Raw genomic sequence first — 25334 nt, 5'->3', positions numbered from 1 at the left:
ATTATCCCAAGGAGGCGGTCGAGAAAATACCCGTCTTTTATTTGACGCTTACAGTCCTCACTTTCCTGATCCTCGGATCAAGCGTTGGAAACAGAACAGCCCCGCTTTCTTTCCAGTTCGTTCTGGCAAAGAAAGCGGGGCTGTATATTTTGTATTCCGTCCGGCGGGTGTTCTTGAAGCAGCCTGTTCAAGGGAGTGTTCAAGGATGGCCCGCGTATTCAGAGCGTTTATTTGGCAGGGCGTCGATTATTTCGCGCCTTTATTGTTTTTGCGGGTGATGATGAAGAATGCGCCAAGGGCAACGAGAGCGCCGATGAACAGACCGATCATCGGGTACAGGTTCGTCTGGGTAGCTGTGTCTGCACCGCTCGATTTGGGCTGTGCCGCTTTTTCTACGTTAAACGGATCGGTGTTCCAGTTGCGTTCGATCATGCCGTCGTTAAAGCCGAGAATGATCTGTTCGGTTCCGCTGCCGGAAGCAGGCGGGTTGAAGGAAAGGATCGCGCTGATCTTGGTGTCCGGTTTCATGTTCTTCACCTGATCGGCGTTGAAGGTAACGGTATAGACTTTCTGTTTCTTATCGTTGGTGGATTCGGCAATTTCCGGTTTTACTTCGGTTCCGTCCACTTTCACGGTTTTAACGCCTGTGAGATACGTACCCTGTTCCTGGGTGAAGGTCAGAACCATTTTTTCCGGTTTGTTTTTGAGCGTCAGATTGATGGTCATCGTCTGATCGTTCTTGTTGTAGGATTCGTAGCCGGTCACTGGGTCGCAGACAAAACGGAACGCATCCTTGGATTCGTAAGGAATGGTATGAATGCCGTTGTCGACATCGGCCAGGATACGGCTGTCACCGGCAGGAGCGTTGCGGTTCAGCTTCAGGACAAACTTGATGCTGGAGGTTGCTGTCATGGCATCTACGGCACTCTGCGGGAGCGTTACGAGAACGCCGTTTGTGCTGGCAGCGGTTTTGGTGCTGGATTGGGAGCTGGACGAATTCGAAGAATCCGAAGTGCTGGAATCGGCTTTGCTTTTCGTCTGAAGTTCGGTTTTTACGCCGTCAATTTCTTTTCCGTCTACGGTAACGGTGACTTCCGGCAGACGGGCGGATTCGCTGGAGCCGGAAGTCTGATCCTTGATCAGCAGAGCTTCCGGACTGGATTCAAAGCGAACGCTGAGCGATTTTGGCTTCTGGCTGGCTTTGAGATCGAGCGTCCAGGTCGCATCCTGTGCGGAGTAATTGCTGGAAACGGAGGACCAGTCGCTGGTCAGTTCAAAATCGCAGCTCTGTTCCTGCATTTCGTCGTGGGAAGCGTCGGTCGCGTTTTTACCGGCATACACCTGGGAAGTGGTACGGATTTCTACATCCTTGCTTCCGGAATAGGCGTTGAAGGTGAAGACGACAACGTCGCCGTCGCGCAGATCCTTAAGCCGATCCGCGGAGAAGGAATACAGGTATTTTCCGTCGAGGTCCGAAGTCGTCTGATCGCGTCCGTCGATCTCGATCGCTTTGTTTGCGACCGTAATGGAAGCGGGTTCCGGATCAATTTCAGCATCGCCGCCGGCGGTCTGAACCCAGTTCAGCTGGAAGGCCAGCGATGTCGGAACTTTTTTCACGGTAAACGTGCAGGTCAGCGTGTTCTTTTCCTTGTCAAAAGCGGAGGATGTGTACTCTACAAACTCCGATTTTTCTTCCGAAGAAGAGTCGGAAGTATCCGAAGAGTCCGAGCTGGAATCGGAAGAATCCGCAGCCGGATTTTTCTCCGTCTGATTGTTCTGGATTTTTTCTACGGGAATCGGCTTGGACGGAGTACCGGACGGGCTGGTTCCCGGATCGTTTTCCCCTTTCAGCGCCTCTTCGTTTGCGGCATCTGCAGCGGAAGAATCCGTTACGGTCGAAGTTTCTTCTTCCGGTGCGGTATTCTCCTGAGCAAATACAGGGAAGGTTCCCAGAGAAAGAGAGGCGGAGAGCAGCAGAGCTGCCAGAGAGCGGACATTAGATTTCATATCAGCAATTTTTCCTTTCTTAAACACCCGGACCAGCACAGGGCAGCGTCTTGAACAGACAGCCGGCCGCTGCGGAAGCGGGCAAATGAAAAAGCAGAGTCAGAATTCAGCCCGGGCTCTTCTCAAAAAAAGCGCGGGGCGAAAGATCTCCTGCATAGCAGGATACGGGATGCCGCGAAAGCTGTCAGTTCAAAAACAATTGCACAGCCATTTTCGCGGATTGATTCGCCCTCTATTCTACTAGCCAATTCGGGCGAAAACAAACGCATATTGAAAACGCAAACAAATGAAAGAAATGAAGCAAGCCGGGTTAAAAAGATACAGAACGCTTCAAAGAGCGTATCCGGAATCGCCCATGAAAAAAGCCTCTTTCCGCATTGGAGAGAGGCTGAATTCTTTCAATCAGGCTTCCGGTTCGGGAAGTACGGGGAGCGGTTCTTCCGCTGGCGGCAGATCCGGAACGACTGGATCCGGTGCGGGCGGAGTCGGTACGGGATCGGGCAGCGGATTGACAGGCTGCTGCACCGGCGGCGTTACCTGCGGCGTATTGTCAATCGGCGCGTCATAGCCAGGATCTTCCTGGATGGCGTCGGTATAGCCGGGATCCGTATCCGGTTCGTTCTGCGGCTGGTCTGCTGTACTGGACGCGGCGGAATCGGCCTGCGGGCGGTTGGCTGCCTGGTTGTCGACGTCATCGGCGCTTCCGGTCGAACCGTCGATTTCCTGCGGGCTCTTGCCTTCGAGAACGCCGTCAATACGCTTCTTAGCGGTCGCTACGGTTTCGTAGTCCGGAACCATGACGTAGGCGTTCTGTCCAAGTTCCGCACAGAAGTTTGTTTCGCCTGTTCCATCGAGCGAGTAGGTCAGGAACGTCCAGTCCGGATTATCCTGAATCTGTTTCTGGAGAAGGGCCTTGATTTCCTCTTCGGAAAGGTCGGTCTGGAAGGCGCCGCTCAAAGCGTCCATTAAGGACGGGTAGCTGGTAATGATGCTTGGGGAAAGCACCTTTCTGGCGACAGCCATGAGAACCTGCTGCTGGTTTTTCACGCGCTGACGGTCGCCTTCGCTGTTGGCGTAGCGTTCACGGGCGTAGGCCAGAGCCTGTTCGCCGTTGAGGTGGTTCATGCCTTCCTGTACGCCATAGCGGGAATCCGTGTAAAACGACGGAACCGCATAGCCAGGCGCAACATTAATATCGATGCCGCCTAAGGCGTCAACGAGGTTGATGACCGAACTGAAGTTGACCTGCATCGTGTAGTTGATTTCGATGCCGAGCAGCTTCTCGATCGTGGCTTTTGTCGTTTCGGTACCGTGCAGACCGGTGTGCGTCAGCTTGTCCATCTGGCCCGCTGCGCAGCCGTTTTCAGCCGGGCAGGCGGTTTCGACGTAGTAGTCGCGGGGAATGCTGGTGAGAAGAACCACATGGGTTTTCGGGTTGACGGAAGCGATCATGTTCACATCGCTTCGGCCGACTTCGCCAAAGCCGTTGCGGGAATCCGTTCCGGTAATCAGCACGTTAAACGGCGTCGAGTTGATGTCGTCAACGGTTTTTGTGGTCGTCGTGCTGTTCGTTTCAAAAGCGGCGGAGAAGACGACTTTCGTATCGTCGTAGAAGCTCTTGAAACGGTCATCCGAGTCGGAAATCTGACCGCGGTAGGCGGACGGAAGAATCATCGCTTCGATCTGGTGATCGTAAAGCGCGTTGGCCATATCGACGATGCCGTCGTATTCGGAGGCGTTGAACGGAACGTTCTTGCTGTTGAGAACGTTGACCATGTCGTCCGTATACGTACGGGCAACGGTACGCAAAATGCCGATTTTCTTGTCCTTGAGATCTTCGACATCATTGCAGCTCGAATCTTTCATGGCAATAATTTCCACCACGTACTGCGAAGCCGGGGAAAGATCGGTCACGGTCGAAAAGAGGCTGGTGGCTTTGGAAACATAAAAGCCGCCCATGCCCATGGCCGCAATAATCACGACGGTAAGAATCGTTACCGGAATGCGAGCGCCTTTTTTCCGGGTCAGCCAGATTTGCATCGCAATGATGAGAATGGCCAGAACGACCAGAATGGCGCTCAGGCCCCAGGTGATCTGGGTAGGAAAGATATTCAGGGTGATCAGTTCATAAACCGCAAAAGCCGTAAATCCGGCCAGCAGAATCGAAAGAATAATCGAAGCCGCCTGGAATCCTCTGGAAGGATGGCTGGATTTTCTGGGGTGAACGTGTCGCATAACATACCTGCCTTTCTGAAGGGGATGGATAAAGCTGAAGCAAAGGGTTCGAATCCAGTGAAGATACGATGTTCGGTCTGCAAAATCCGCCGGCAAAAGCCGCGGGGCAGACGGAAAACTGTATACGTCCTTTATCTTAACAAAAAGTCAGGGGACAAAGGGCGACGTCTGCCGCGCGCAAAGGCGTGCCGGCAGTTTATAGCTTTTCATTTTAAGCAAAAACGGTCGGGGATGAAACCGACAGTTCTGTACGTTTCGCCAGAGCGGCCCCGCTTAAAATACCGGATCGCGTAAGCCATACCAGCCTGCGGGTGAATTCGGTTGGCTCGTATTGAGCAGACAAAGATCCGTAAAGACTGTACGCCAGCCATGGGCAGTCCGGCTAAAAGGAAGAGGAATATTTTTTCGAGAAAAACTTGGCTTTGAGAAAAGCGCTTCCTTTTTTGAACCAGTTGACCGGTTCGGTGCTGGTCAGCGGAATTTCGATGCAGCAGATTTCATTGGTATCAATCCAGACATCGAGCAGAAATTCGCTGATCCGTCCGGGCATGCGGGCCGCAAACGCGTCTTTTTCTTCGAGATGCGCCCGCCGCATGACTTCTTCAAGCACCCCAAAAAGAAACGTGCAGTACGCGTCGGCCAGGGAACGCTCCATTAAAAACATATTGAACATGTGACCGCTGCGTTTTTTCAAGTGGGCATACAGCGCCGGTTCGTATTCGGGATACTGATCGCGGATCACCTGCGCCAGCAGATCGAGATCCGCCGGATCGAGCGTATGCGCGTAATGCGATTCGAGCGTTTCAATATAGTAGCGTCGCTTTTTGGGCAGAATGACCGGGCAGTCGTGCAGAAGTTCGACGGCCTGTTTTTGCGAAAGCACCTTGCATTTTAAAGACGGGATGGGCGCGTCGCCTTTGAAGTGGCGGCGATAATGGGCCAGTCCAAAGGCATCGCACGATTCGTCCAGATTTTTCCACGCCCAGTACAAGGCGGTCAGCTCGCTTAAATACGGATTGGCCGACGAGATCGAGTCGCCCTGATCGTCGCGGGCAAACCCGATGGAGTCTTTGCCTTTTGCGCCCGCCTGTACAGGCAGATACAGCGGATCGTCCGGCATGGGATACGGCTTATGGGCGGCAACCACAATTTTAGGGTGGTCAGCTTTCTTCGCGGAAAGTTCAGGGGAAGGGGTGGACATGAACGCCTCCTTTTACTGGTTTCGTATTGGTTTCGCAGCTGCTTTTGTTTTTTGCTTTAGAAAAAAAGGATACAAAAAAAGGATACAAGGGGATACGCGACAGGGAATTCTCGATAAAGAACAAAACTGGGAGCGGGTAAAGCAGCATCCGTCTGGATCAGCGGGCGATGAGCTTTCGAAGCAGCTGCATCAGAATGGATTCTCTGCGAAGCAGAAGCACGACGCCATAGACGCCAAAAAACAGAATGGCGCAGACAGCCAGACGCCAGAACGGACCCGCGTTCAGAAGGGAAGAGCTGATCAGCAGAACCGGCGAGGCAAAGAGCATGCCCCAAAGAAGCGGCCCCCATTCGATACGCCGGGACAGGCGCCTGAGCGGGCGGCGAAGCCGCGCAAACTGAATGATCAGTACCGCCGTTTCGGCAGCCAGCGTTCCAATCGCCGCACCGGTACTGCCCAGCAAGGAGATCAGAGCCAGATTAAGAAGAAAATCGACCAGCGCTCCGCCGATGACGGAATACAGGACTGTTTTTTCTTCGTTCTGGGGGACAAGAATCTGCATGCCGGTAATATTGGTCAGTCCGATCAGCAAAATGGTCGGCATGAGCACGATCATCGCCGGAATGGCGGGAAGAAATTCCGCACCCGAAAGCAGAAGGATGACGTCTTTGGCCATAATGCTGAAAAAGAGACAGCAGGGAATGGAAAAGAGAAGGACAAAGGAGAAGGCCTTCGAAACGAGTTTCCAGAAGCCTTTCATCTGATGATGCCGGGCATAAAAGGAAAGGCGCGGCAGCAGTACAGTACCAAGAGAAGTGGTCATCGTCACCAGAATGGTTTTGACCTTGACCGAGGCGTTGTAGTAGCCGACGGCTGTATTGTCTTTCATGAAGCCGAGCATTACGACATCCAGACTCGTATAAACGGAAGAAGCCACGGCCATCGCAAAGAAACGAAGCATCGGCCTGAAGTGCTGACGGAAGTTCCATTTTCCCCGCTTTTTAAAAGGCACCAGTTTGCGAAGGTACCAGAAGTTGATCAGGCCCGAGCCAAAGGAGCTGATGACCGTTACCGCCGCGTACAGATTGACATCATGGGCGGAATGCACCAGCAGAAACAGCAGGACCAGACCGAGCGCCTTGAAAAACATGCCCGCCATCGAAATGTAGGTCAGCTGTTCAAGCGCCTGGAAGACCCAGTTCATGCCGATGATGTTCAGAAAAATCGCCGCGGAACAGATGATGTACATCGTCTGCTCGCTGGCAAGCGACGGGACGAGAATAAGCGAAAGGAAAAAAGCCCCGTAGGCGACGGCGCCCATGATCAGGTTGAGAATGAGAAGTTCCTGCACAGTCATGGACAGTCTGACGGGATCATCCCGTACCGAAGCGCACGCTCTCACCCCGTAGACAGGTACGCCAAGCATAGCCGCCATAGTGAAATAGGAAACGTAGCTGGTTCCCATGGCGACCGCGCCGGTCCCGGCTGGACCAAGTACGCGCGAGGCGTACGGGAAGGTGATGAGCGGAAACAGAACGGACGAAATGTTGAGCAGGAAATTCATGAAGAAGTTGACCGTGATGGACGGCCGGTTCGAAGCGCGTTTCGACATGGAAGGATCCTTTCTTCAGAATTTCAGATGCACATGGTGCAGAATGCACCGTGAGCCGATGGCACACAAACGCATAGAAAGAAAGCTCGAATCGGTTCGAGCTCTCTGAAACGCCGTAAAAATAAAGTTTTTTCTGCTTTTTCCATATACCTGAGGAAAACTTAGACGGGCAGAAATGCCCGGGCATGTAAAAACGAGGCGAAAAAACCGACGTTATGATAGTACATAATAGACAATTCCGCATGGTCTGTACATTTGGCCATGCGAAAATAGACAGGCTAGACTAAAAAAATGCACAGGTAAATCCCTCCGGCCTGCGGCCCGGAACGCAGATTTCCGGGGGCATGCGAGCAGAAAGGCGTGCGAAAATACCCGTGCAAACGCCTGTGTGAATGTACGCAGTTGCGTGAACAGAAAGGAAAGAAAAAGATGACCCGACTTGGCAAAATCAAACTGATCGCAGAAGTCCTCTGGAATCTTTTTCTCGTGTTCTTTCTGCCCTTTACCAGCCCGATGAAAGTCAAGATGCTTCTGGCCTACATCATCATCAACTGGATTTGCGGCCGCTACCGTCATAAGGCGTTTCTTATCTGGGATGAAGTCCGCTATATCGCGCAGGCGTATATCGGAATTTTTCTGGTTGACCTGCTTCTCTTTTCCTTGTGCGATCTGACGTGGGCAAGTTTTGGCTGGCTTGTTCTGTATTTGGTTCTGAGTCTGATCGGCGTGCTGCTTATCAACCGCTACGCCCACCTGATCTTCTGGAAATTCGTGAAGGAAAACGTTCTGATCGTCGGCACGGGCGAGATTGCGGCCAATGTCTACGACGTCTGCAAGCACAACCGTTTTTCGCTGCTCGACGTGCGTGGCTTTATCCGTCTTTCGCCCGATGAAAAAATCGAGCTGCCCGAAGCCGTCCAGAAGTCGGTCGGCATTTACCCGTTAAGCGAACTCGAAAGCCAGATTCGCCAGAAGAAAATTTCAACGGTCATTGTGGCCGATGAATTTGTACCGGTCCCGGCGCTCAAAAAGCTGATGAACCGCATTCAGAAATGCGTCAAGAAAATCAAGTACATCCCCGTCATGGACGGGCAGATCAATTTTGCGACGACAATCGATGATTTTGACGGGCAGCTGATGATTTCCACCGCCAGCGGAAAAATGACGTGGGCGCAGAAGGCGTTCAAGCGCATGGTCGACATTCTGGCTGCCATTCCCGGCGTACTGCTTTTGCTTCCCATGACGATTTACGTCTGGCACGTCAACCGCAAATACCATAATGAAGGGCCGATTTTCTTTTCGCAGGAGCGGATCGGCAAGGACGGCAAGCTCTTTAAAATTTACAAATACCGTTCCATGGTCATGAACGCGGATGAAGTTCTCGAAGACATGCTGAAAAAGGATCCGAAACTGCGGGAAGAATATGAAAAGAACAAGAAGCTCGAACACGATCCGCGCATCATTCCGGCCTGGGATCGTCTGCGCAGAAAAAATGTTGATGAGTTTCCGCAGTTTATCAACGTTCTTAAAGGCGACATGTCACTGATCGGACCGCGTCCGTACCTTCCAAGAGAACAGAAAGATATGGATGGCCATTACGAGGACATCATTCAGACCAAGCCTGGCATTACCGGCATGTGGCAGACCCATGGCCGTTCCAATGTCGATTTTGAACGGCGTCTCGAACTCGATTCGTACTACTACCACAACTGGAGTACGTGGCTCGACCTGACGCTGCTCGTACGCACACTGAAAATGCTGCTTTCCCGCGAGGACAACGGTGCCCGCTGAAAGCAGCATTTTTTGGTTTTATTCTGGATCCGAACTGGATTCTGGATCAGGCTCGGATCCGAAACGCTTTTCGTTTTCCTGTAAAACTGAGAATCCCTGAAACTTGTCGTGAAGAAAAAACATGGTAAACGTGCCCTGAGCGATGCGTTTGCCGGTTTCATCAAAGATTTCTACCGTATAGACCCCCGTCGACTTGCCGGCGTGAATGCGGCTCGCCTCAGCCGTAAGCCGGCCGGGTTTAGCAGCCGAAAGGCAGTTCATGGATGAACTGAGTGTCACAACCTGCCCGCCATCCGCGGTGGCGCAGACGCCGGCAGCCATGTCCGCCAGCGTGGCCAGGACACCGCCATGGACCATGCCGTAAATGTTGGTCAGCGAAGCCGTGGCGTTCAGTTCAGCGCACGCGTGACCGTCACTGAGCGCCGTAATCGCCAGTCCGTTTTCCTTGAGAAACGGGTTGTGCGTATTGATGAATTCAATCGTCTTTTCGTACGATCTCGAATGATCCTTCATAAATTTCCTCCTTCGCAGGCGAACAGCCTTTTTACTTCCCGTTCTTTTCGAAAGGAAACAGGATGAATCGAAGCATTGTAAGCCGATCACTGATAAGATATCGAATATACATTCCAAAAGTCAGATCCTCTGATTCGATGGATAAAATAAAAACGTTAAGAAAAAGAAAAACAGCAGGGTTTTAAAATCCTGAAAACGGAAAACTGAGGTGGAAACGAAATGGATATTTTCTTCTGGATTATCGCAGCTCTTCTCGTCGGCATGGGCGGATTTACGGGCTACACAAACTGGAAGCTTTATTTTCAGTCCAGAAAAATGAGAGAACACGTACTGAAGACGCATCAGAATGCGAAGGAAGTCCATGTGGGGACAGTTCGCATCTGGATGTATGCGGCGATGTTCGCGGCATGTATCGGTCTAGGCATCATGATTCTGGTCATGCCGGCCGCAAGCGAAGCGGTGGAAGAAACCCGCTATTCGCAGGCGATCGTCTATTTTGGTCTGGCGGTCTTTGCGGCAGCCATGTTTGGCGAAGCGCTCTGCGACGGTACGATTGTCCTTACGCCGGATGCCATTTTGTATGAAGCGGATCTGATCCGTTTCAAGAACATTCGCGCCATAAAACCGGCCAAGGGCTGGTTCAAATCGAGCATGATTTATCTGACAAACGCCAAGGAGCTTGCCGTCAGCAAGAAAATGGCTGCCTGGACGATGGAAGAATGGGAGAAATGGAAAGAAGAGAAAAAATCCGCTCCCAAGTCCCGTAAGGAACGCCGTCTGGAAGCCCGCAGAAAGAGAGATGCGCAATGAGGAAACTGATCCTTTTAGGGGAAGGCTCATTTGGTCCGGCGCTGCTGGACAGCACGCTGGCCATTACCGGTCTGGAAGCGGATGAAGATACGTTCGCCATTCCAGGCGATAATGTGGATCGCATACGGCAGACGATGGATTCCATCTGCAACACCGTCCACAACAAGGACTCGCTGCTGATTCTGTGCGATGCTGCCATGTCCAAGGCCATGCAGGAAGCGTGGCTTATTCTCGAAAAGCGGCACATGATCGAACGCATGTTCATTATCGCCGGCGCCAACGTCCCCTGCGTGAGCGCGGCGCTGCGCTATAAAGATCAGATCGCTTCCGATGGTGAACTCAGTCAGGTTCTTCTCGCCGAAGGCCGCAGCGGACTCACCCCGATCGGCATCTAGGCCATCCATCCTGACCCGATCCATAGTTGTCGGGACAGCTGAAAATCACAAATGGAAAACGAAAAAAAGCAGGAGCCGTCCTGCTTTTCTTTTTAGCCGGCTGTTTCTCAGAAGAAAGCGGGAGCAGCTCGCGCTCTCCACGGTGTACGCTGCAGAATCCATTGACCCGGACATATCAATTGAATCGGATTGTAAAATATGAAATTCGTTCAAATATATCATTTAAAAAGATTGAGAATGAAACGTTTTAACCGGGCATGAGACGTACGGGGAGAAACGAGAATGCTAAGATACAGGTGAGCAGTAGAACAGCTCGCTTCACAATCATATTCCCTTTCTTTAAAAACTTTCTTGAGTAGAGCCGGCGCAAGCCGGCTTTATTTTTTTGGGCTGTAGGAACAATCTGGGGTCACTCAGCGCACAAAAGAAAAATATTCGCTAAAATTACCCGATGACATGAAGGCAAGGTTCTTAACTTTCTCTTATTACAGAACGGTAAGTCCTTTTTCAGGCGGCTTTACAGGTACAATGCATTTGAAATCCGAAGAGGGGGATTTCAGACGCGTTTTTTTAAAGCCAGGACGGGCGCATGAAGCGCTTCGGTCGGCCCAAAAAGGGGAAAAGGGCCTGTGCTATAATCGAACGGAGGAAACCTGACTATGAAGCAAGACAAATTACTGATCACCATGTTCTCGAGTGCCGACTCAGTAGCCGGTCAAGGTGTGGGAAGCGCCTATGAGGAGCAGGTTCGCCTGATTCAGGAAGGAGCTTCCGACCTTTTTGACGTGGAAATCAACAAGTGGACATCGAATCCGGATATCCAGCATTTTCATACGCTGGATCCAGCGTTTCTGATCCGCCTGAAAAACAAAAAGTCCGTCAATATTGCTTACTGCCATTTTCTCCCCGATACCCTGGAGGAATCGCTGAAAATTCCAGAGTTCCTTTATCCGACGGCCGAAAAATACATTATCAATTTTTACAATTCCGCCGACCGCCTCGTCGTGGTCAACCCTTCCTTTATTAAGGAACTGGAAAAATACGGAATTGACCGATCGAAAATTTATTACATTCCGAACTATGTTTCCAAGGAAAAATTCCATCGCCTGCCCGAGGCCGACCGTCTCGAAATGCGCCAGCGCTACGGGCTGAAGCCGGATGATTTTGTCATTCTCGGCTGCGGCCAGGTGCAGACGCGCAAAGGCGTGCAGGACTTCGTCGCCACGGCGAAAGCCATGCCTGATGCCCAGTTTGTCTGGGCCGGCGGCTTCTCCTTTGGTCCAATGACCGAAGGCTACGAAGAACTGAAGAAAATGATGGACAATCCGCCAGCCAACGTGACCTTTACCGGCATTGTCGAGCGGGAAGAAATGGTCCGGATTTACAACATGGCGGATGTTCTGTTCATCCCCAGCTATAACGAGCTTTTCCCGATGACCATTCTGGAGGCAGTCAATCTGTCGCTGCCGCTGGTTACCCGGGATCTGGATCTGTACCGGGATATCCTCTTTGACGACTATCTGCGGGGCAATTCCAACGAAGAGTTCTGCGAACTGCTCTCCGCTCTGAAAAACAACGAAGAGCTGTACACCTTCTGGTCGCACAAGAGCGATCACTTATCCGAATTCTATTCCCGCGAACACGTGCTGGATCTCTGGCGAAAATTTTATGTGGATGCGTGGAAGGAAAAATTCGAGACTCCAAAGGAGCCCGAACATGCGCCCGAATAAAAAAGTCTTCTGGAATATTCTTCTGATTGTCGCGGTAACCGTTGTGGCGATGTATTTTGCGCTGAAAGACAACTTCAGTCAGATTGTCGCCGCCATCGCGCAGATGAATATTTTCTCCCTGATTTTTGTTCTGGGGTGGGGCCTGGCCATCAACGTCGTGATCGGCGCGGGCTACATGGTTCTGGCAAGACATTACCAAAAGAATTATTCGCTCAAGCAGGGAACCGTCGTCGCGTTTACGGGAACGTTCTTTGCGGGAATTACGCCGTCTTCAACCGGCGGCCAGTTCGGTCAGGTTTACGTCCTGAAAAAGCAGGGCTTTTCCTACAGCGACAGCGTGGGACTGCTCTGGGCAGATTTCATTATTTATCAGACCGTCATGATGATTTACGTGACGCTTCTGTTCATCTTCCGCTTTACGCACTACGTCAATCTCAATGCGTGGGTGTGGATCGTTGCCGCGGGCTATCTGGTCAATCTGGTCGTCATCGCAGCGCTGTATACCCTCGCGCTGTTTCCAAAAATGTATATCTGGCTTTCCGGCAAGCTTCCCATTTGGCTTTCGAAGCTGCATCTGATTAAAAATCCGGAAGAGCAGGTCAGCATCTGGATGGAACAGGTGACCGGCTTTACCGAGCAGATCCGCAGTCTCTCTAAAAACAAGAAGCTTGTTCTGAAAACCGCTCTCGTCAACTTCGTTCGTCTGACGATGTACTTCTCCCTGCCGTATCTGGTGGCGATTGCCCTGGGCATCCCGCTGTCGATCGATCAGCTGATCGATACCATGGCGCTGGCTTCCTTTGTCACGATGGCCAACAGCTTTGTTCCCCTGCCCGGCGCAAGCGGCGGTACAGAAGTGTTCTTTACGATGCTTTTTTCCGGCATGCTTGGAAAGCTGACCGGTGCCGTGCTTCTCATATGGCGCTTTGCTTCCTATTACATCCCTGTAATTGGCGGGGCGCTGGTGTTCATGATTTTCAAAAACCGCATGACCGCCGAAGAAGAAAAGGAAAAGCTCAGCGAAATTTCAGCGGATCTTTCATCGAGCGGCGATGGAGAGGCAAAAGCCGAATCGAATGTCCGTCCGGATTCGGAAAAAGCCGATCCAGACCTCGATTCGAAGACCGAAACGCCTGCTTTGAACACGGAATCTTCTTCGGGCAGCGAGCCGGCAACGCCGCAAGGGGATGCCGGCAAAACTCGGAACATGTCCATCGTATCTTTGCCCTCCGCGCTTTCGGCATCGGATGCGCCCTGCGCAAAGATCGAACCTGGAATCTGAACAGCGTGTAAGCCGCCTGCGATTTCGGATCACAAGCGGCTTTTTTTCTGGGCGCTTTGCCGTGGACAAGGCGTATAATCGTTAGCTGAATACACTTTTGTACAGGTAAACTGTAAAAGAAGAAATCCCAGAAAAACCGATACAAAAGGCGTGCATGCGGAGTTGCCCGGCGGCACCCGTGCACACACCGTATGCATGAGAAAAGCGGGAATTTGAAAAATGGCCCGCACCCACTAAGACGCAGACCCCTTTCTTCGGGGTATTCGCCGATCAGACATTAAGACGATAGATACGTTTAGAGAAACAGAAACTTTTTGAAATAGAAGGTTTTCGAAACCGAAATTCTGAGAAATAGAAATCTTGAGAAATAGAAATTCAGGAAAGGATGAGGAAAATGAGAATCGCACTGGTCAGTGATACGTATGTACCGGATATTAACGGTGTGGTCAGTTCGACGGTGACGCTGAAAAACGCCCTCGAAAAGGCCGGCCATACGGTTTTTGTGATCACAAACCACGCCGGAACCAAAATCGACTATGAGGACGGCATTCTGCGTCTTCCGGGATTCCGGCTCAAAAGTCTTTACGGCTATAAGGTCTCTTCTCCCATCAATCTGGGTGCTGCCGCCTATATTGAAGAGATGAATCTGGATGTGATTCATCTGCAGACCAATTTTGGCGTCGGCCTGTACGGACAGCACATGGCCAAGACGCTGTCCATCCCTCTGGTCGAAACGTACCATACGATGTTTACCGACTATACCCACTACATCAATCCGCGCGGCAACGAAAAGATCGACCGCTTTTCCAAGGACGCCATCAAGGCGGCCAGCCGCAAAGTCTGCAACAATGTGCAGGCAGTGGTGGCGCCGAGTGAAAAAACGCGCGAAGCGCTTATTGAATACGGTGTGCTCGCGCCGATTTACGTTATTCCGACCGGTCTGGATTTAAGCCGGTTTACCGACATTGATCCGCAGGACGAGGAAGTCCGTGCCATTCGTGCTCGGGTGAGTGAGGATCCCGAAGCAGTCCTTCTCGTCTTCGTTGGCCGTCTGGCCAAGGAAAAGTCGCTGGAAATGCCTATTGATGCGATCTCATCGTGTTCCAATCCGCACGTTCATCTGGCGGTTGTCGGCGATGGACCGGACGCGGACTACTACAAGGCGTATGCTGCTGCAAGACCGGGCAGCGAGCGCATTCATTTTCTGGGTGCCGCTCCCCGCGACAGCATTGGGAAATACTATCAGGCGTTTGACGCGTTTGTTTCCGCCTCGCTCTCCGAGACGCAGGGCATGACGTATCTGGAAGCCATGGCTGCCGGCCGCATGGTTTTCGGACGCCGTGATCAAGTGCTGGACGATTTGCTGGAAGAAGGTACAACCGGCTTTTACTTCAACAGCCCGGAAGAACTGAATGTAAAAATTGAACAGTTTATCGCGCTCGATCCCGCCAAAAAAGAGGAAGCCCGTGAGAAATGTCAGGAGAAAATCCGGCCGATGACCGCGGAAAACTTCGCTTCGGCCATGGAAGGCGTGTACCGGCAGGCGATTGAAGACTACTCGCACACGTTTGAAGTCAGCCGCATTCAGTTTTCCGGCGACTATATCCTTCTGACGCTCGAACGCGATTCTTCCGATGAGCCTGTCAAGCTGCTCATGCCCATGGACGATTTCCACGATCTGAAAATCGCCATCGGCACCAAGCTCGACGGCTATCTGGTCAGCAGCTATCTGGACCTGCAGAAATTTTACTGGTGCATGTATAAAACCAAAAATCGTCTGGCTGGCCGCGACATGACGCGCAAGCAGGCCGTCGACTACTGCATGCTCAAGCTCAAGGCGCCGCTTCCGATTGCCGAGCAGGCTGCCGATGAACTGGTCGCCGCCGGTCTCATTGACGACCGCCGCTACGCGATGGAAAAAGCGGATTACTGCCAGTCCTGCGGTCTGAGCCGCAAGCAGGTCGAATCCCGTCTGTACAAAGTCGGCATCGACCGGGAAATTATCCGGGAAGCGTGCGCCAGTCTTTCCGAGGAAAAAGAACACAGTAACGCCGGTCAGGCTGCCCGCCGCCTGGCCCGCACAATCAAAACCAAATCCAGCAGGGAAACCCGAAGAACGGTAACCCAGAAGCTGATGGCGCGCGGCTATTCGTTTGAGGCCGCCAAGGACGCGGCCGAAGAGCTGGTCTTTGACGAAGACGCGGACGCCAACGCCCTGCAGGCGGCATTCGCGAAAGCCATGCGGCTGAACGCTTCCCGACCGCCCGAACAGAAAAAAGAGCGCATCCGGATGTACTGCCTGCGGCAGGGCTTCGAACGGGCCGATATTGATGAGCTTTTGGAGAGTGAAAATTTATGATCAGTGAACTTCTTGCGGAAGGGAATATTACCTTTCCCTGCCTGATCGCCCGCAGTGAAATCGGGCGAAGCAATAAAAACGTGCCTTACCTCTCCTTCGATCTTCAGGATTCCAGCGCCGTGCTCGACGCCCGCTACTGGAATCTGACCGAAGAAGAAGCCCGTCAGTGGAAAGAAGGCATGGTCGTCGAAGTGAGCGGCGAACTCAAGCGCTACCGCAACGCGTGGCAGCTGCGCGTGTTCTCGATTCGTCAGATCGAGGGCAACCCGGTCGACTATACCCCAAGCGCTCCTCTGCCGCGGCAGTCGATGGAAGAAGAAATCAACCGTCTGATTGACGGCATTTCCAGCCAGGCGATTCACGATATCGTTCGCATGGTTCTCGATGAAAACTGGGAAGACTTCTTCACGTTCCCGGCAGCCGTGCGCAACCATCATCACTGCCCGGGCGGTCTGGCCTGGCATACGCTGGCCATGGCGCATCTGGCGCAGAGCCTTCTCGATCTGTACGAATGGCTTAACTACGACTTGCTGCTCGGGGGCGTTCTGCTCCACGATGCGGCCAAAGTCGAAGAATATACCGATCCGGTCGTTCCGGAATATTCCACATCCGGCAATCTGGTCGGTCACATTTCTCTGGGCGCGCAGTATATTGACCGTGCGGCCATGAAACTCGGTCTGGAAGACAGCGAGGAAGCAGCGCTGCTCAAGCACATGATGCTCAGTCACCACGGCAAGCACGAATATGGATCGCCGGTTCTGCCGATGATTCCGGAAGCCGAAGCGCTCAGTGCCATCGACAATCTCGATGCCCGCCTGTTCATGATTCATGAAGCGGTGGAAGTGCTGAGCCCGGGAACCTTCTCCCAGCGCAATCCGCGTCTCGATAATCGGATGTTCTACCGCAAAAGCTGGGATGACGACAGCACGCACCGTCCGTACACCCAGGACTTCCTGAATACGCAAAAGGAAACGGCCGGCCGTTCCCAGAACAAGCCGGATTCCGAAGCGGCCAAAGCGCAGTCGGGACAAGAGCAGCAGCCGGAACAGGCTGAAAAAGCTGCAAAAACGGAAAGAGCCGAAAGAGCCGAAAAAACCGGGAAAAAAGGAGAAGACTCCAGAACGTCTTCCAGATCCCGCCGGGATTCGGACACGGGTTCTTCCCGCCCAAGAAGCAAGGAAAAAGTCTGGACGTTCTAGAATTCAAAAATCCGGAAAATCCAGAATCCGAAGGATTCGCATTAAAAACCGAAAGACGATACGAAAACAGGGAGCCATCTCCCTGTTTTCTATATGCCGGGTTTTCTATATGCCGGTCTGATTTTTGCAAGCCAGTTCAAACTGCGCAAAACCGGCGCAGTCAAACCAATAGGGTCATGCGCCGAAAAACCGTACTTTAAAGGAAAAACAGGGTAAAGTGATTCCTGTCGGCCAGATCCTGCGCAAAAGCACCCGATGGCTGAAGTCTTCCTCCCAAACGGGAGAAGATCGCAAACGAAAACCTGAATAAACGGGTTTGTGCAAAACCCGGACACCGAATACAGAACACAGAAAAGGAGAACGTATGAAAGTTGGATTTGTATCTCTTGGATGCTCCAAGAACCTTGTGGATTCCGAAGAAATGATGGGCATGCTGAAGGCAGCCGGCCATATTCTCGTCTCGGATCCGCGCCATGCCGAAGCCATTATCGTCAATACGTGCGGGTTCATTAACCCCGCCAAGGAAGAAAGCATCCGCACCATTTTTGAAATGACGCGCTATGCCGACAAGGTCATCGTGACCGGCTGCCTGGCTCAGCGCTATGAAAAGGAACTGCGCGAACAGATCCCGGAAGTGGCCGCCGTTGTACCGCTCAAGGACTATGCCAAGCTGCCTGCCATTCTGAAAGATATTTTGAATCAGGAAAGCGAAGTTCCTTACCTAAAGCAGTATCGGACAATTTCCGGCAACCCGTGGAGCGCGTATGTAAAGGTAAGCGACGGTTGCTCTAACCGGTGCGCTTTTTGTGCAATTCCTTTGATAAGAGGAAATCAACACAGTAAGCTTATACATGAAGTAAGGGAAGAAGCGGAATACCTTGCTTCCAGCGGTGTCACTGAGCTCACCCTGATTGCTCAGGATACGACCAAATATGGCCTCGACAACTACGGTCAGCTGATGCTCGCCGATCTCCTTCGTGAGCTCAACGACATCGAAGGCATTCACTGGATTCGCATTCTTTACATGTATCCGGATGAAATCGAAGATGACCTGCTCGAAGCCATGCGCGCCAGCAAAAAAGTCGTTCCGTATTTCGATATCCCCATGCAGCATGCGAACAACCGTCTACTGAAGAAAATGAATCGCCGGGGAACGAAAGAGGACGTACTCGCTCTCACCCGCAAAATTCGAGCAATGTTTCCGGAGGCAGTGCTTCGAACTACTGTGATTGTCGGATTCCCTTCTGAAACGGAAGAAGAATTCAATGAACTGCTGGACTTTATCAGGGAGGTTCGCTGGGACAGACTGGGCGCCTTCACCTATTCGAGGGAAGAAGATACCCCGGCCGATAAAATGGACGATCAGATTGATGAATCGATCGCCGCGGACCGTCTGAACCGCCTGATGGCTGTTCAGAAAGAAATCAGTCAGGAAAGCAACAGAAACAAAATCGGGAAAGTGATGGAAGTTCTGGTGGAAGAACAGGAAGCGCTGACCGGCCGCTATCGCGGACGTTCCATGGCGGACGCCCCGGATGAAGTGGATGGTCAGGTAATCTTCACTGCCTCTTCTCCAGTCGAATGCGGAACGTACGTTCCGGTTCGCATTACCGATGCCACTCAATATGATCTGATTGGAATCTATGAGGGATAAGTTCCTCTCAGAAGAATTCATGGAGCGGCATGGTTGCATTCAAGGAGGTTGTTGACCATGACCAAAGAACAGTTAGTTGATGCTTTGAAAGCAGCCGTCGGAGGCACGCCTTACGGCGACATGCTCGTGGACGAAGCAGCTGTAACGTATGACGATAAGGATAAAAAGTACGGACAGGATATGAAAGATCGCCTGGACGAACGCCTTGGCATCCTGAAAGCCTACGAACGCATTCATAAAGACGCCGGCGCAGACGCGAAAGCCACTGCCGAAGCCGACAAGATTGCGATCGTTGAAAAAGCGCTCGCTGCTCTGAAATAACAGACCATCAACAGGTTCATCCTGAAGAATACCTTGTTCAGAAAATGCCGTTCTGGCAGATCCTGAACGCTTTCATCCCATGGATGGAAGGACGACCGGCAAAACCGGCATGATAATGAGCTCGTTTGTGCTCATTGGGAGAATACAATCATGACCAAAGAAGAACTCGTCAGCACACTGAAAGCCGCAGTCGGCGGCACCGCTTATGGTGATTCCCTTGTGGAAGAAGCCGCAGCTACCTATGACGATGCTGACAAGAAATACGGACAGAACATGAAAGACCGTCTCGACGAAAAACTCGGTGTTCTGAAAGCGTATGAGCGCATCCATAAAGATGCAGGTGCAGAAGCTAAAGCTACAGCCGAAGCCGACAAGATCGCTATCGTAGAAAAAGCTCTCGCCGCTCTGAAGTAAGAGTACCGGCCTATACCGATAAAAAAGATCGTTTGATCCAGGAGATAAAAATCATGACTAAATCCGAATTCGAAGCAAAACTGAATGCCGCTGTAGGCGGAACTGCATATGGTGACGAAATCGTAAAAGACCTCGTTGATCATTTCGACGAAACTGGCAAATACGCACAGACTGCCAAAGATCGTCTGGATGACAGAATGGGATCCCTCAAAGGCTGGGCTAAACGTCATGCTGACGAAGGCGACGCTGCTGCCGCAAAAGCAGAAGAAGCCAAGATTGCTATTGTAGAAAAAGCACTGGCTGCTATTGAATAAGCGCAAGCCAATCCAAAACCGAATAAAAGACCCTTACGGGGCATGGACAATGTCCATGCCCCGTTTCTGACTTTTTAAATATAACGGCCGGGCTGTCTTTCCTCTGGACAGGATCACAGGACACCTGTCCGAAAAAGGAACCGACAGAATGCGGGCCGGGAAAGGGGAGTGTCCATCGTGTACGATGAGCTGGAACTCCAGGAATTTCACGCCCTGGCGCCTGTCGTATCGGATACAAGCACCACGCTCATTCTCATGTCGATGCCAAGCGTCGATTCCGAGCGGGAACAGTTTTATTTTGCGGACACCAGCAATCGCTTCTGGCCGCTGATGTCCACGCTTTATCACATGCCAGCCAAAACCAGGCAGGAGCGCCTCGATCTGCTTGCGAAAAATCACATCGCGCTGTGGTCGGTCATTCAGTCGTGCCTGCGCCACGAAAGCCGGGAAGATACGATGCAGGATATTGTTCTCAATGATGTCCATGCCTTTTTGAAACAGTATCCGAAAATCAGTCGGATCGTCTGCATCAGCCACGATACGTACCGGCTTTTGCAGGAAGCCGATGCACAGGCTGCTGCCATGGCTTACGAAGTGCCGTCGCCCTCGGCTGCCGATCTCTGGTACGATTCGACCGAAAAGCTGATGGCGGCCTATGCCAGAGCGCTTGGTCTTCGCTAGACAGGCTATAAACAAAGACTGGAATCCGTCAAAAACAAAAGTTCAGACGGGATCCGATCAAAGATCTGACGATAAAATCCGGCAAAGCGCCGGATTTTTTTATGGGGAAACAAATGGTCAGAACCGCGCAGACCAAGCGTGTCCTATACAATGAAACAGAACGGAAATCGACAGCGAAGAGTTCAGGATTTTTGATTCCAATTTACGATAAGGAGATTCACTATGGAAAAACTGTACTGGGCCAAAGTCAGAGAAGATGCCCAGATCCCGTCAAAGCGGCAGGAAGATGCCGGATACGATTTGTATCCGTGTTTTGAAGAAGACTTTATGCGCATTGATCCGCTCCACACGGTTCTGATTCCGCTTGGAGTGGCTTCGGCTTTTGATGACAATTATGTTTTATTCCTCAAGGAACGGGGAAGTACCGGAGTGAAAGGCATGTCCGTTCGCGCCGGTGTCATAGATTCCGGCTATCGCGGGGAATATATGGTACCGATCACCAATGTGAACGATCGCCCGCTGCTCATTATCAAAAAAGCGGCTCTGTCGGCGATGAGCGAAGACGAAAAAGCCGGCTTTATCCTGTATCCGTACGAAAAGGCGTGCGCGCAGGGTGTCCTCCTCGTCATTCCAGAGCTGGAAACGCAGGAGATTTCTCTTCAAGAACTGCAGGCCATTCCGTCTTTGCGCCAGGCTGGGCGCCTGGGAAGCAGCGGAAAGTAGACACGAAGAAACAATCAAAGACGCTAATCCAGGGAGAAAAAACTCGAATTGAGAGGAAAGAGAGAAGAGCAATGATTATTTTCGGAACTGATTTTGATGACACGCTGTATTTTCATCATCAGGGCGGCGTTCGAGAAGAAGACGCGAAAGCCATTCGCCGCTTTCAGGCAGCGGGAAACCAGTTTGGACTGGTAACCGGCCGTGCCCGGACGATGAGAGGGCTGCTCGAAGATATGAGCGAGCATAAAGTGGATTTTGATTTCTGGATTTTTTCCAATGGAGCTCAGGTGTGCGATCGCTCCAGTCGGATTTTGTACCAGCGTTTTCTGGATCCCGCTTTTGTGCGGGAAGCGGTCGAAGACATGCCGGATGTCGGCTTCATTTTCCATGGAGAAAATGAACTGATTCGTACGCCGAAGAAAAATTATCCAGATTTTCCAACGCGCATTGTCCGTTCGGCTTCCGAATTTGATCCCTCACGCATTCTGGCCATTTCTTTTTCCCATATAACTCCAGAAGGCGCTCAGCTCTTAAAAGAAACCCAGAAGCGAGACGATGTCATCGCGGTGGCGAACTCGCGATTTGCGGATTTCAATCCCGTGGGCGTAACGAAAGGAACGGCCTTAAAAGCACTCGCTGCACAGATCGGAAAACCCGGGGATTTTACAGCGGCCATCGGCGATTCCTTCAACGATCTGAGCATGCTGGAAGAAGCGGATGTATCCTTTACGTTTCCAGACAGTCCAAAGGAAGTTCAGGAAGCGGCAACGCATATCGTAAGCGGCATTGCCGAAGCAGTGGACATTCTGCTTCGTCTGCAAAACAATCCGCACGCCGAGTCCAGATAGCCAGTAACTGCCCGGCCAGCGCAGTTTGGAAGTCCAGCACGCAAGCTGGCGATATGCAAAGCAAAAACAGAAACAGGAACGAAATAAAACGCCCAGAGCGTCCGCTTCTCCTTCTGCAGAAAGGAAAGCCGGAACTCTGGGCGTTTCATTTTATATAAGGGGGATTTGTAAGACAGGAGATTCTTGATGAAGTCAGGAAATCCTAGTCGGCAACCGGCTCGAGCCATTCGGTTGAGCAGTCTGTTCCTGGAATTTCAAAGGCAAGGTGAGAGAACCAGGAATCGTTGGCAGCACCATGCCAGTGCTTAACGCTGGCGGGGATTTCGATGATGGTTCCCGGTGTCATTTCTACGGGATCTTTGCCCCATTCCTGATACCAGCCTCTTCCGCCGACGCAGATCAGAACCTGACCGCCGCCGGTTTTCGCGTGGTGAACATGCCAGTGGTTTTTGCATCCCGGTTCAAAGGTAACGTTGGAAATCGGAAGCGGTCCGCCGGAAACGGGAGCCAGCCAGCTGCGGCCGTCAAAATACTGCGCATAGGCATCGTTTGGCTTTCCAACCGGGAAGAAGATGGTCTTCGCGTAAGCCGCCAGTGCGGCATCTTTGCTGGAATCCCTGGCTTCGGGTTCGTCGTTCCAGATCGCTTTGGCGTGGTTGAATACGGCCCAGGCTACCGGCCAGCCGGCATAGAAGCCGCCCTGGGTAATCAGCGCGGAAATTTCTTCTTTTGTTACGCCGTTTTCTTTTGCGAAGCCGAGATGGTGATCCAGAGAAGCGTCGCAGAGACCGCGTCCCATGAAGATGGAGATGACGATCATGCTGCGTGTTTTGGGAGGAAGGGGCGGGTCGTTCCAGACCTCTCCAAAGAGAATGTCATCGTTATAGCGGGCAAAGTCCGGTGCAAATTCGCCAAGGGCATTGCGGCCCGCAGTCTGTACAATTTTAGCCATGATAAAGTCCTTTCCTGAACGGATTCATTAATCGCAAAAACAAGTTCACAAATACAAGTTCACAAAACAGGGTCGATCAAAATCGAGACTCAGGCATGGAATCGAAAATTGGATTTCGTATCGATGCGTTTACGCATACAGAGAGCGCCTCTTTGCTAGTTCAGGCTTTCGATCCACGCATTCAGCTGGGCGTCTGTCGTCTGCGGCGTGATGCGCAGGCCCTGTTTCCAGTCAATTTTCGGGAAGTTGCGCTCCAGCTGGCTTTCTACGCCTTCCATGCCGGATCCGCCGGATGTAATAAAGGGAGCCACTTTCATTCCCGCTGTATCCACCTTGCTCAGGAAGGTGTTGATGATGGAAGGAGCCTGATACCACCATACGGGGAATCCGATCAGCAGCGTATCGCAATCCAGATGGTCTGGAAGCGTCTTGACGTCTACGGGTGCCATCGGTTTTTTCATCTCGAGCGTGGAACGGCTCGTTTTATTCGTCCAGTCGAGATCGCTGGCGGTGTACGGAACGGCCGGTTCGATTTCAAAAACCGGCGAATTCGTCAGATCGCCTAGCCGTCTGGCCGCTTTGGCGGTAATGCCGCTGGCAGAGAAATAAACAATTTGAATGTTCATTGCATACCTCCAGAGAACAGATCGGATTGGACATTCTGTCCCATGTCCGCATTCGATGTACTTCTGTTCTTTCTGACTTCAGTATTATCCTGCCCTCACCTTATGTCAATATAAATGAATACCTATCTTTATATTCGAATATTGCATTAGCATTATAGATAATCTGCAGTTTAAAAGGCCAATAGAAAAGCCGCCATTTGGATCGATGGCGGCTTTTATGAACGATGCAGAAAAAGAACAGAAACAGATCCATTTGACAGAGCAAAGGAAGACGAAGTCTTCACTCAGCGGGACGAATCTTCGCTGCATTCGGTCTGTGAAGGACACGAACACGTTACGCCTTCGCTGGTAAGATATGTCAGAAACTTATCCATTAAAGGCGGCTGCGGAAAGCGTTCCTTCCAGGCAATGGTCAGACAGGAAGACATCGCCGGCGAAAGCGGAAGAACTTTCAGGTCCGGATGATTGTAGGCGGGCACATTGGCAATGCTTAAACCAATGCCAATGCCGTTGCGGACCATGAGAGCGCATGTGGAAGACAGCGAGGAACTGCCCGCATAGCGGATGCAGCGTTCGGTTTTGTGAAGCCAGGAAAGAATCTGGGTTCGGATTTCCTGGCGATACGGCAGAATCAGGGGCTGGCCGGCAAGATCTTCCGGCGTGATGACTTCCTTTTCGCAGAGCGGATCATCGCTTTTCAGAATTGCACCCCAGCTTTCCCGCTGTTTCCAGCAGAGCGTTTTGTACCCGTCCAGACATGTAGGAAGCATGAAGAGTCCAAGATCGGCCAGACCGTGGTCGATCATTTCGCGGATCGTCGTTCCGTTGCCGGTCACAAACTGAAGACGTACGCCGGGATACAGTTTCTGGAAGCGCGCGGCGATCTGAATGAGTTCATCGGTTGCCGCAAATTCGCCGCAGCCGATGATCAGTTCGCCCGCGATCGGGTCATCAAAAGACTGAAGTTCTTTCATCGTCCGTTTTTCCAGATCCAGCATTTCCTGGGCGCGGCGCGCGAACATCAGACCTTCCCGGGTCAGATGCAGAGACTTCGCCTGCCGCTCAAAAAGCGGGGCGCCAAGATCTTCTTCCAGCTTCTGGATCTGGCGGCTTAATGTCGGCTGGGTCAGATTCAGGACTTTGGCCGCTTTGTTCATGCTGCCGGCTTCAATAATGGATAAAAAATACTGACACGCTTTGAGATCCATACACTCACCTGAACCCTTTCTCTGTTTATGCTGCTGGCTGCGGAACCGTCAAAAAACGGTATCCGGATCAGATACATGTTAACAAAAAATGAAGGAATCACATATGAAGTGCCGAAGAACAGCGTATCCATGAGCACCCCTTTTGCCCCAAATCTGAACAGATTGATCAAAATAACCAGAAAGTCCAGAACGACTCTCGCTTTGTCCAAATTGCAATCCAGTCAGGCACCAGAAAACAGGAAGGTCGGCATGCGCACCGGAAAGGTTCGCCAGCCTGTCAAAGGAAACAGAGCGGCGCGACATTCGAAAGCGGCAAAAAAGAAGGCCAGACCGAAAGGCAGAGCAGGGATGGCAAAAGTGCATAAAAAAAACTGACCTGAGTATTCTCAGGTCAGGAACTGTTCTGGTTGCGGGAGAAGGATTTGAACCAACGACCTCCGGGTTATGAGCCCGACGAGC

The 25334-nt window shown here is 51.8% G+C and carries 24 protein-coding genes; 16 read left to right on the top strand and 8 right to left on the bottom strand.

Annotation, left to right across the window (positions count from 1 at the left end):
• On the top strand, window positions 1–278 hold a 278-nt coding region (locus ACLUYS_RS03370), incomplete at its 5' end, for a hypothetical protein (protein ID WP_412659083.1).
• Here ACLUYS_RS03370 and ACLUYS_RS03365 read toward each other — a convergent pair.
• From ACLUYS_RS03365 to ACLUYS_RS03350, 4 genes are all read right to left on the bottom strand, one after another.
• A complete protein-coding gene (locus ACLUYS_RS03365; protein WP_412659082.1) occupies window positions 247–2007 on the bottom strand; it encodes a hypothetical protein in 1761 nt (586 codons plus the stop codon). The two genes, ACLUYS_RS03370 and ACLUYS_RS03365, sit on opposite strands and share 32 nt — an antisense overlap.
• 402 nt (window positions 2008–2409) lie before the next feature.
• Window positions 2410–4242 carry an LCP family protein gene (locus ACLUYS_RS03360; RefSeq protein ID WP_412659081.1) on the bottom strand — a complete coding sequence of 611 codons (1833 nt, stop codon included), beginning with the start codon at window positions 4240–4242 and terminating at the stop codon, window positions 2410–2412.
• A 382-nt stretch (window positions 4243–4624) separates the two neighbouring features.
• The gene (locus ACLUYS_RS03355) at window positions 4625–5443 is read right to left on the bottom strand and encodes a DUF4422 domain-containing protein (protein ID WP_230268517.1); all 819 of its coding nucleotides are present in this window, start codon (window positions 5441–5443) and stop codon (window positions 4625–4627) included.
• Between the two features lie 157 nt (window positions 5444–5600).
• A complete protein-coding gene (locus tag ACLUYS_RS03350) occupies window positions 5601–7055 on the bottom strand; it encodes a flippase (RefSeq protein ID WP_288875408.1) in 1455 nt (484 codons plus the stop codon).
• 429 nt (window positions 7056–7484) lie between these two features.
• Here ACLUYS_RS03350 and ACLUYS_RS03345 point away from each other — a divergent pair, with 429 nt between their 5' ends.
• Entirely contained in the window at window positions 7485–8846 is a 1362-nt protein-coding gene (locus ACLUYS_RS03345; protein ID WP_230268027.1) for a sugar transferase, read from the top strand.
• A gap of 18 nt (window positions 8847–8864) precedes the next feature.
• Here the strand turns inward: ACLUYS_RS03345 and ACLUYS_RS03340 are convergent, their stop codons facing one another.
• Window positions 8865–9359 (bottom strand): PaaI family thioesterase, encoded by a 495-nt coding sequence (locus ACLUYS_RS03340; protein ID WP_288340155.1) that lies wholly within the window; start codon window positions 9357–9359, stop codon window positions 8865–8867.
• A 219-nt stretch (window positions 9360–9578) separates the two neighbouring features.
• Between ACLUYS_RS03340 and ACLUYS_RS03335 the strand changes: the two genes are divergently transcribed.
• The 13 genes from ACLUYS_RS03335 to ACLUYS_RS03275 all read left to right on the top strand — a co-directional run bounded on the left by ACLUYS_RS03335 (window position 9579) and on the right by ACLUYS_RS03275 (window position 22089).
• Window positions 9579–10169 carry a hypothetical protein gene (locus ACLUYS_RS03335; RefSeq protein WP_230268025.1) on the top strand — a complete coding sequence of 197 codons (591 nt, stop codon included), beginning with the start codon at window positions 9579–9581 and terminating at the stop codon, window positions 10167–10169.
• Entirely contained in the window at window positions 10166–10564 is a 399-nt protein-coding gene (locus tag ACLUYS_RS03330; protein ID WP_230268024.1) for a hypothetical protein, read from the top strand. The genes ACLUYS_RS03335 and ACLUYS_RS03330 overlap by 4 nt, the downstream gene beginning before the upstream one ends.
• A 659-nt stretch (window positions 10565–11223) precedes the next feature.
• Window positions 11224–12294: a glycosyltransferase family 4 protein gene (locus tag ACLUYS_RS03325; protein WP_288340149.1), complete on the top strand. Its 1071-nt coding sequence runs from the start codon at window positions 11224–11226 to the stop codon at window positions 12292–12294.
• Window positions 12281–13576: a lysylphosphatidylglycerol synthase transmembrane domain-containing protein gene (locus ACLUYS_RS03320; protein WP_412659079.1), complete on the top strand. Its 1296-nt coding sequence runs from the start codon at window positions 12281–12283 to the stop codon at window positions 13574–13576. The genes ACLUYS_RS03325 and ACLUYS_RS03320 overlap by 14 nt, the downstream gene beginning before the upstream one ends.
• A 394-nt stretch (window positions 13577–13970) precedes the next feature.
• Complete coding sequence (locus ACLUYS_RS03315; RefSeq protein WP_412659078.1) at window positions 13971–15935, top strand: glycosyltransferase; 1965 nt, start codon at window positions 13971–13973, stop codon at window positions 15933–15935.
• On the top strand, window positions 15932–17134 hold the full coding sequence (locus tag ACLUYS_RS03310; protein ID WP_412659077.1) for a 3'-5' exoribonuclease YhaM family protein: 1203 nt from the start codon (window positions 15932–15934) through the stop codon (window positions 17132–17134). The genes ACLUYS_RS03315 and ACLUYS_RS03310 overlap by 4 nt, the downstream gene beginning before the upstream one ends.
• Before the next feature lie 364 nt (window positions 17135–17498).
• Window positions 17499–18788: a 30S ribosomal protein S12 methylthiotransferase RimO gene (gene rimO, locus ACLUYS_RS03305; protein ID WP_230268019.1), complete on the top strand. Its 1290-nt coding sequence runs from the start codon at window positions 17499–17501 to the stop codon at window positions 18786–18788.
• A 57-nt stretch (window positions 18789–18845) separates the two neighbouring features.
• On the top strand, window positions 18846–19109 hold the full coding sequence (locus tag ACLUYS_RS03300) for an FRAT-87 protein (RefSeq protein ID WP_230268018.1): 264 nt from the start codon (window positions 18846–18848) through the stop codon (window positions 19107–19109).
• Window positions 19110–19259: 150 nt separating this feature from the next.
• Window positions 19260–19523 carry an FRAT-87 protein gene (locus ACLUYS_RS03295; RefSeq protein ID WP_230268017.1) on the top strand — a complete coding sequence of 88 codons (264 nt, stop codon included), beginning with the start codon at window positions 19260–19262 and terminating at the stop codon, window positions 19521–19523.
• Window positions 19524–19576: 53 nt separating this feature from the next.
• Window positions 19577–19837 (top strand): FRAT-87 protein, encoded by a 261-nt coding sequence (locus tag ACLUYS_RS03290; protein WP_230268016.1) that lies wholly within the window; start codon window positions 19577–19579, stop codon window positions 19835–19837.
• Window positions 19838–20005: 168 nt separating this feature from the next.
• Window positions 20006–20518 (top strand): DNA-deoxyinosine glycosylase, encoded by a 513-nt coding sequence (locus ACLUYS_RS03285; protein ID WP_288340140.1) that lies wholly within the window; start codon window positions 20006–20008, stop codon window positions 20516–20518.
• 222 nt (window positions 20519–20740) lie between these two features.
• Window positions 20741–21241, top strand: a complete 501-nt coding sequence (locus ACLUYS_RS03280) for a dUTP pyrophosphatase (RefSeq protein ID WP_230268014.1) — start codon at window positions 20741–20743, stop codon at window positions 21239–21241.
• A gap of 71 nt (window positions 21242–21312) precedes the next feature.
• Complete coding sequence (locus ACLUYS_RS03275) at window positions 21313–22089, top strand: HAD family hydrolase (RefSeq protein WP_230268013.1); 777 nt, start codon at window positions 21313–21315, stop codon at window positions 22087–22089.
• A gap of 202 nt (window positions 22090–22291) precedes the next feature.
• On the opposite strand, the gene ACLUYS_RS03270 is transcribed toward ACLUYS_RS03275, so the two are convergent.
• From ACLUYS_RS03270 to ACLUYS_RS03260, 3 genes are all read right to left on the bottom strand, one after another.
• Window positions 22292–23041 carry a carboxymuconolactone decarboxylase family protein gene (locus tag ACLUYS_RS03270; protein WP_230268012.1) on the bottom strand — a complete coding sequence of 250 codons (750 nt, stop codon included), beginning with the start codon at window positions 23039–23041 and terminating at the stop codon, window positions 22292–22294.
• 155 nt (window positions 23042–23196) lie between these two features.
• Entirely contained in the window at window positions 23197–23667 is a 471-nt protein-coding gene (locus ACLUYS_RS03265; RefSeq protein WP_230268011.1) for a flavodoxin, read from the bottom strand.
• A gap of 284 nt (window positions 23668–23951) precedes the next feature.
• On the bottom strand, window positions 23952–24875 hold the full coding sequence (locus tag ACLUYS_RS03260; RefSeq protein ID WP_412659073.1) for a LysR family transcriptional regulator: 924 nt from the start codon (window positions 24873–24875) through the stop codon (window positions 23952–23954).
• A gap of 75 nt (window positions 24876–24950) precedes the next feature.
• On the opposite strand from ACLUYS_RS03260, the gene ACLUYS_RS03255 reads away from it, so the two are divergent.
• Entirely contained in the window at window positions 24951–25250 is a 300-nt protein-coding gene (locus tag ACLUYS_RS03255) for a hypothetical protein (RefSeq protein ID WP_230268009.1), read from the top strand.
• Window positions 25251–25334: the final 84 nt, after the last annotated feature.

The sequence above is a fragment of the Allobaculum sp. genome (assembly GCF_047010065.1).
Lineage (GTDB): Bacteria > Bacillota_I > Bacilli_A > Erysipelotrichales > Erysipelotrichaceae > Allobaculum > Allobaculum fili.
The sequence above is the reverse complement of the archived record's forward strand: the minus strand, read 5'-3'. Positions and strand labels throughout refer to the sequence as shown.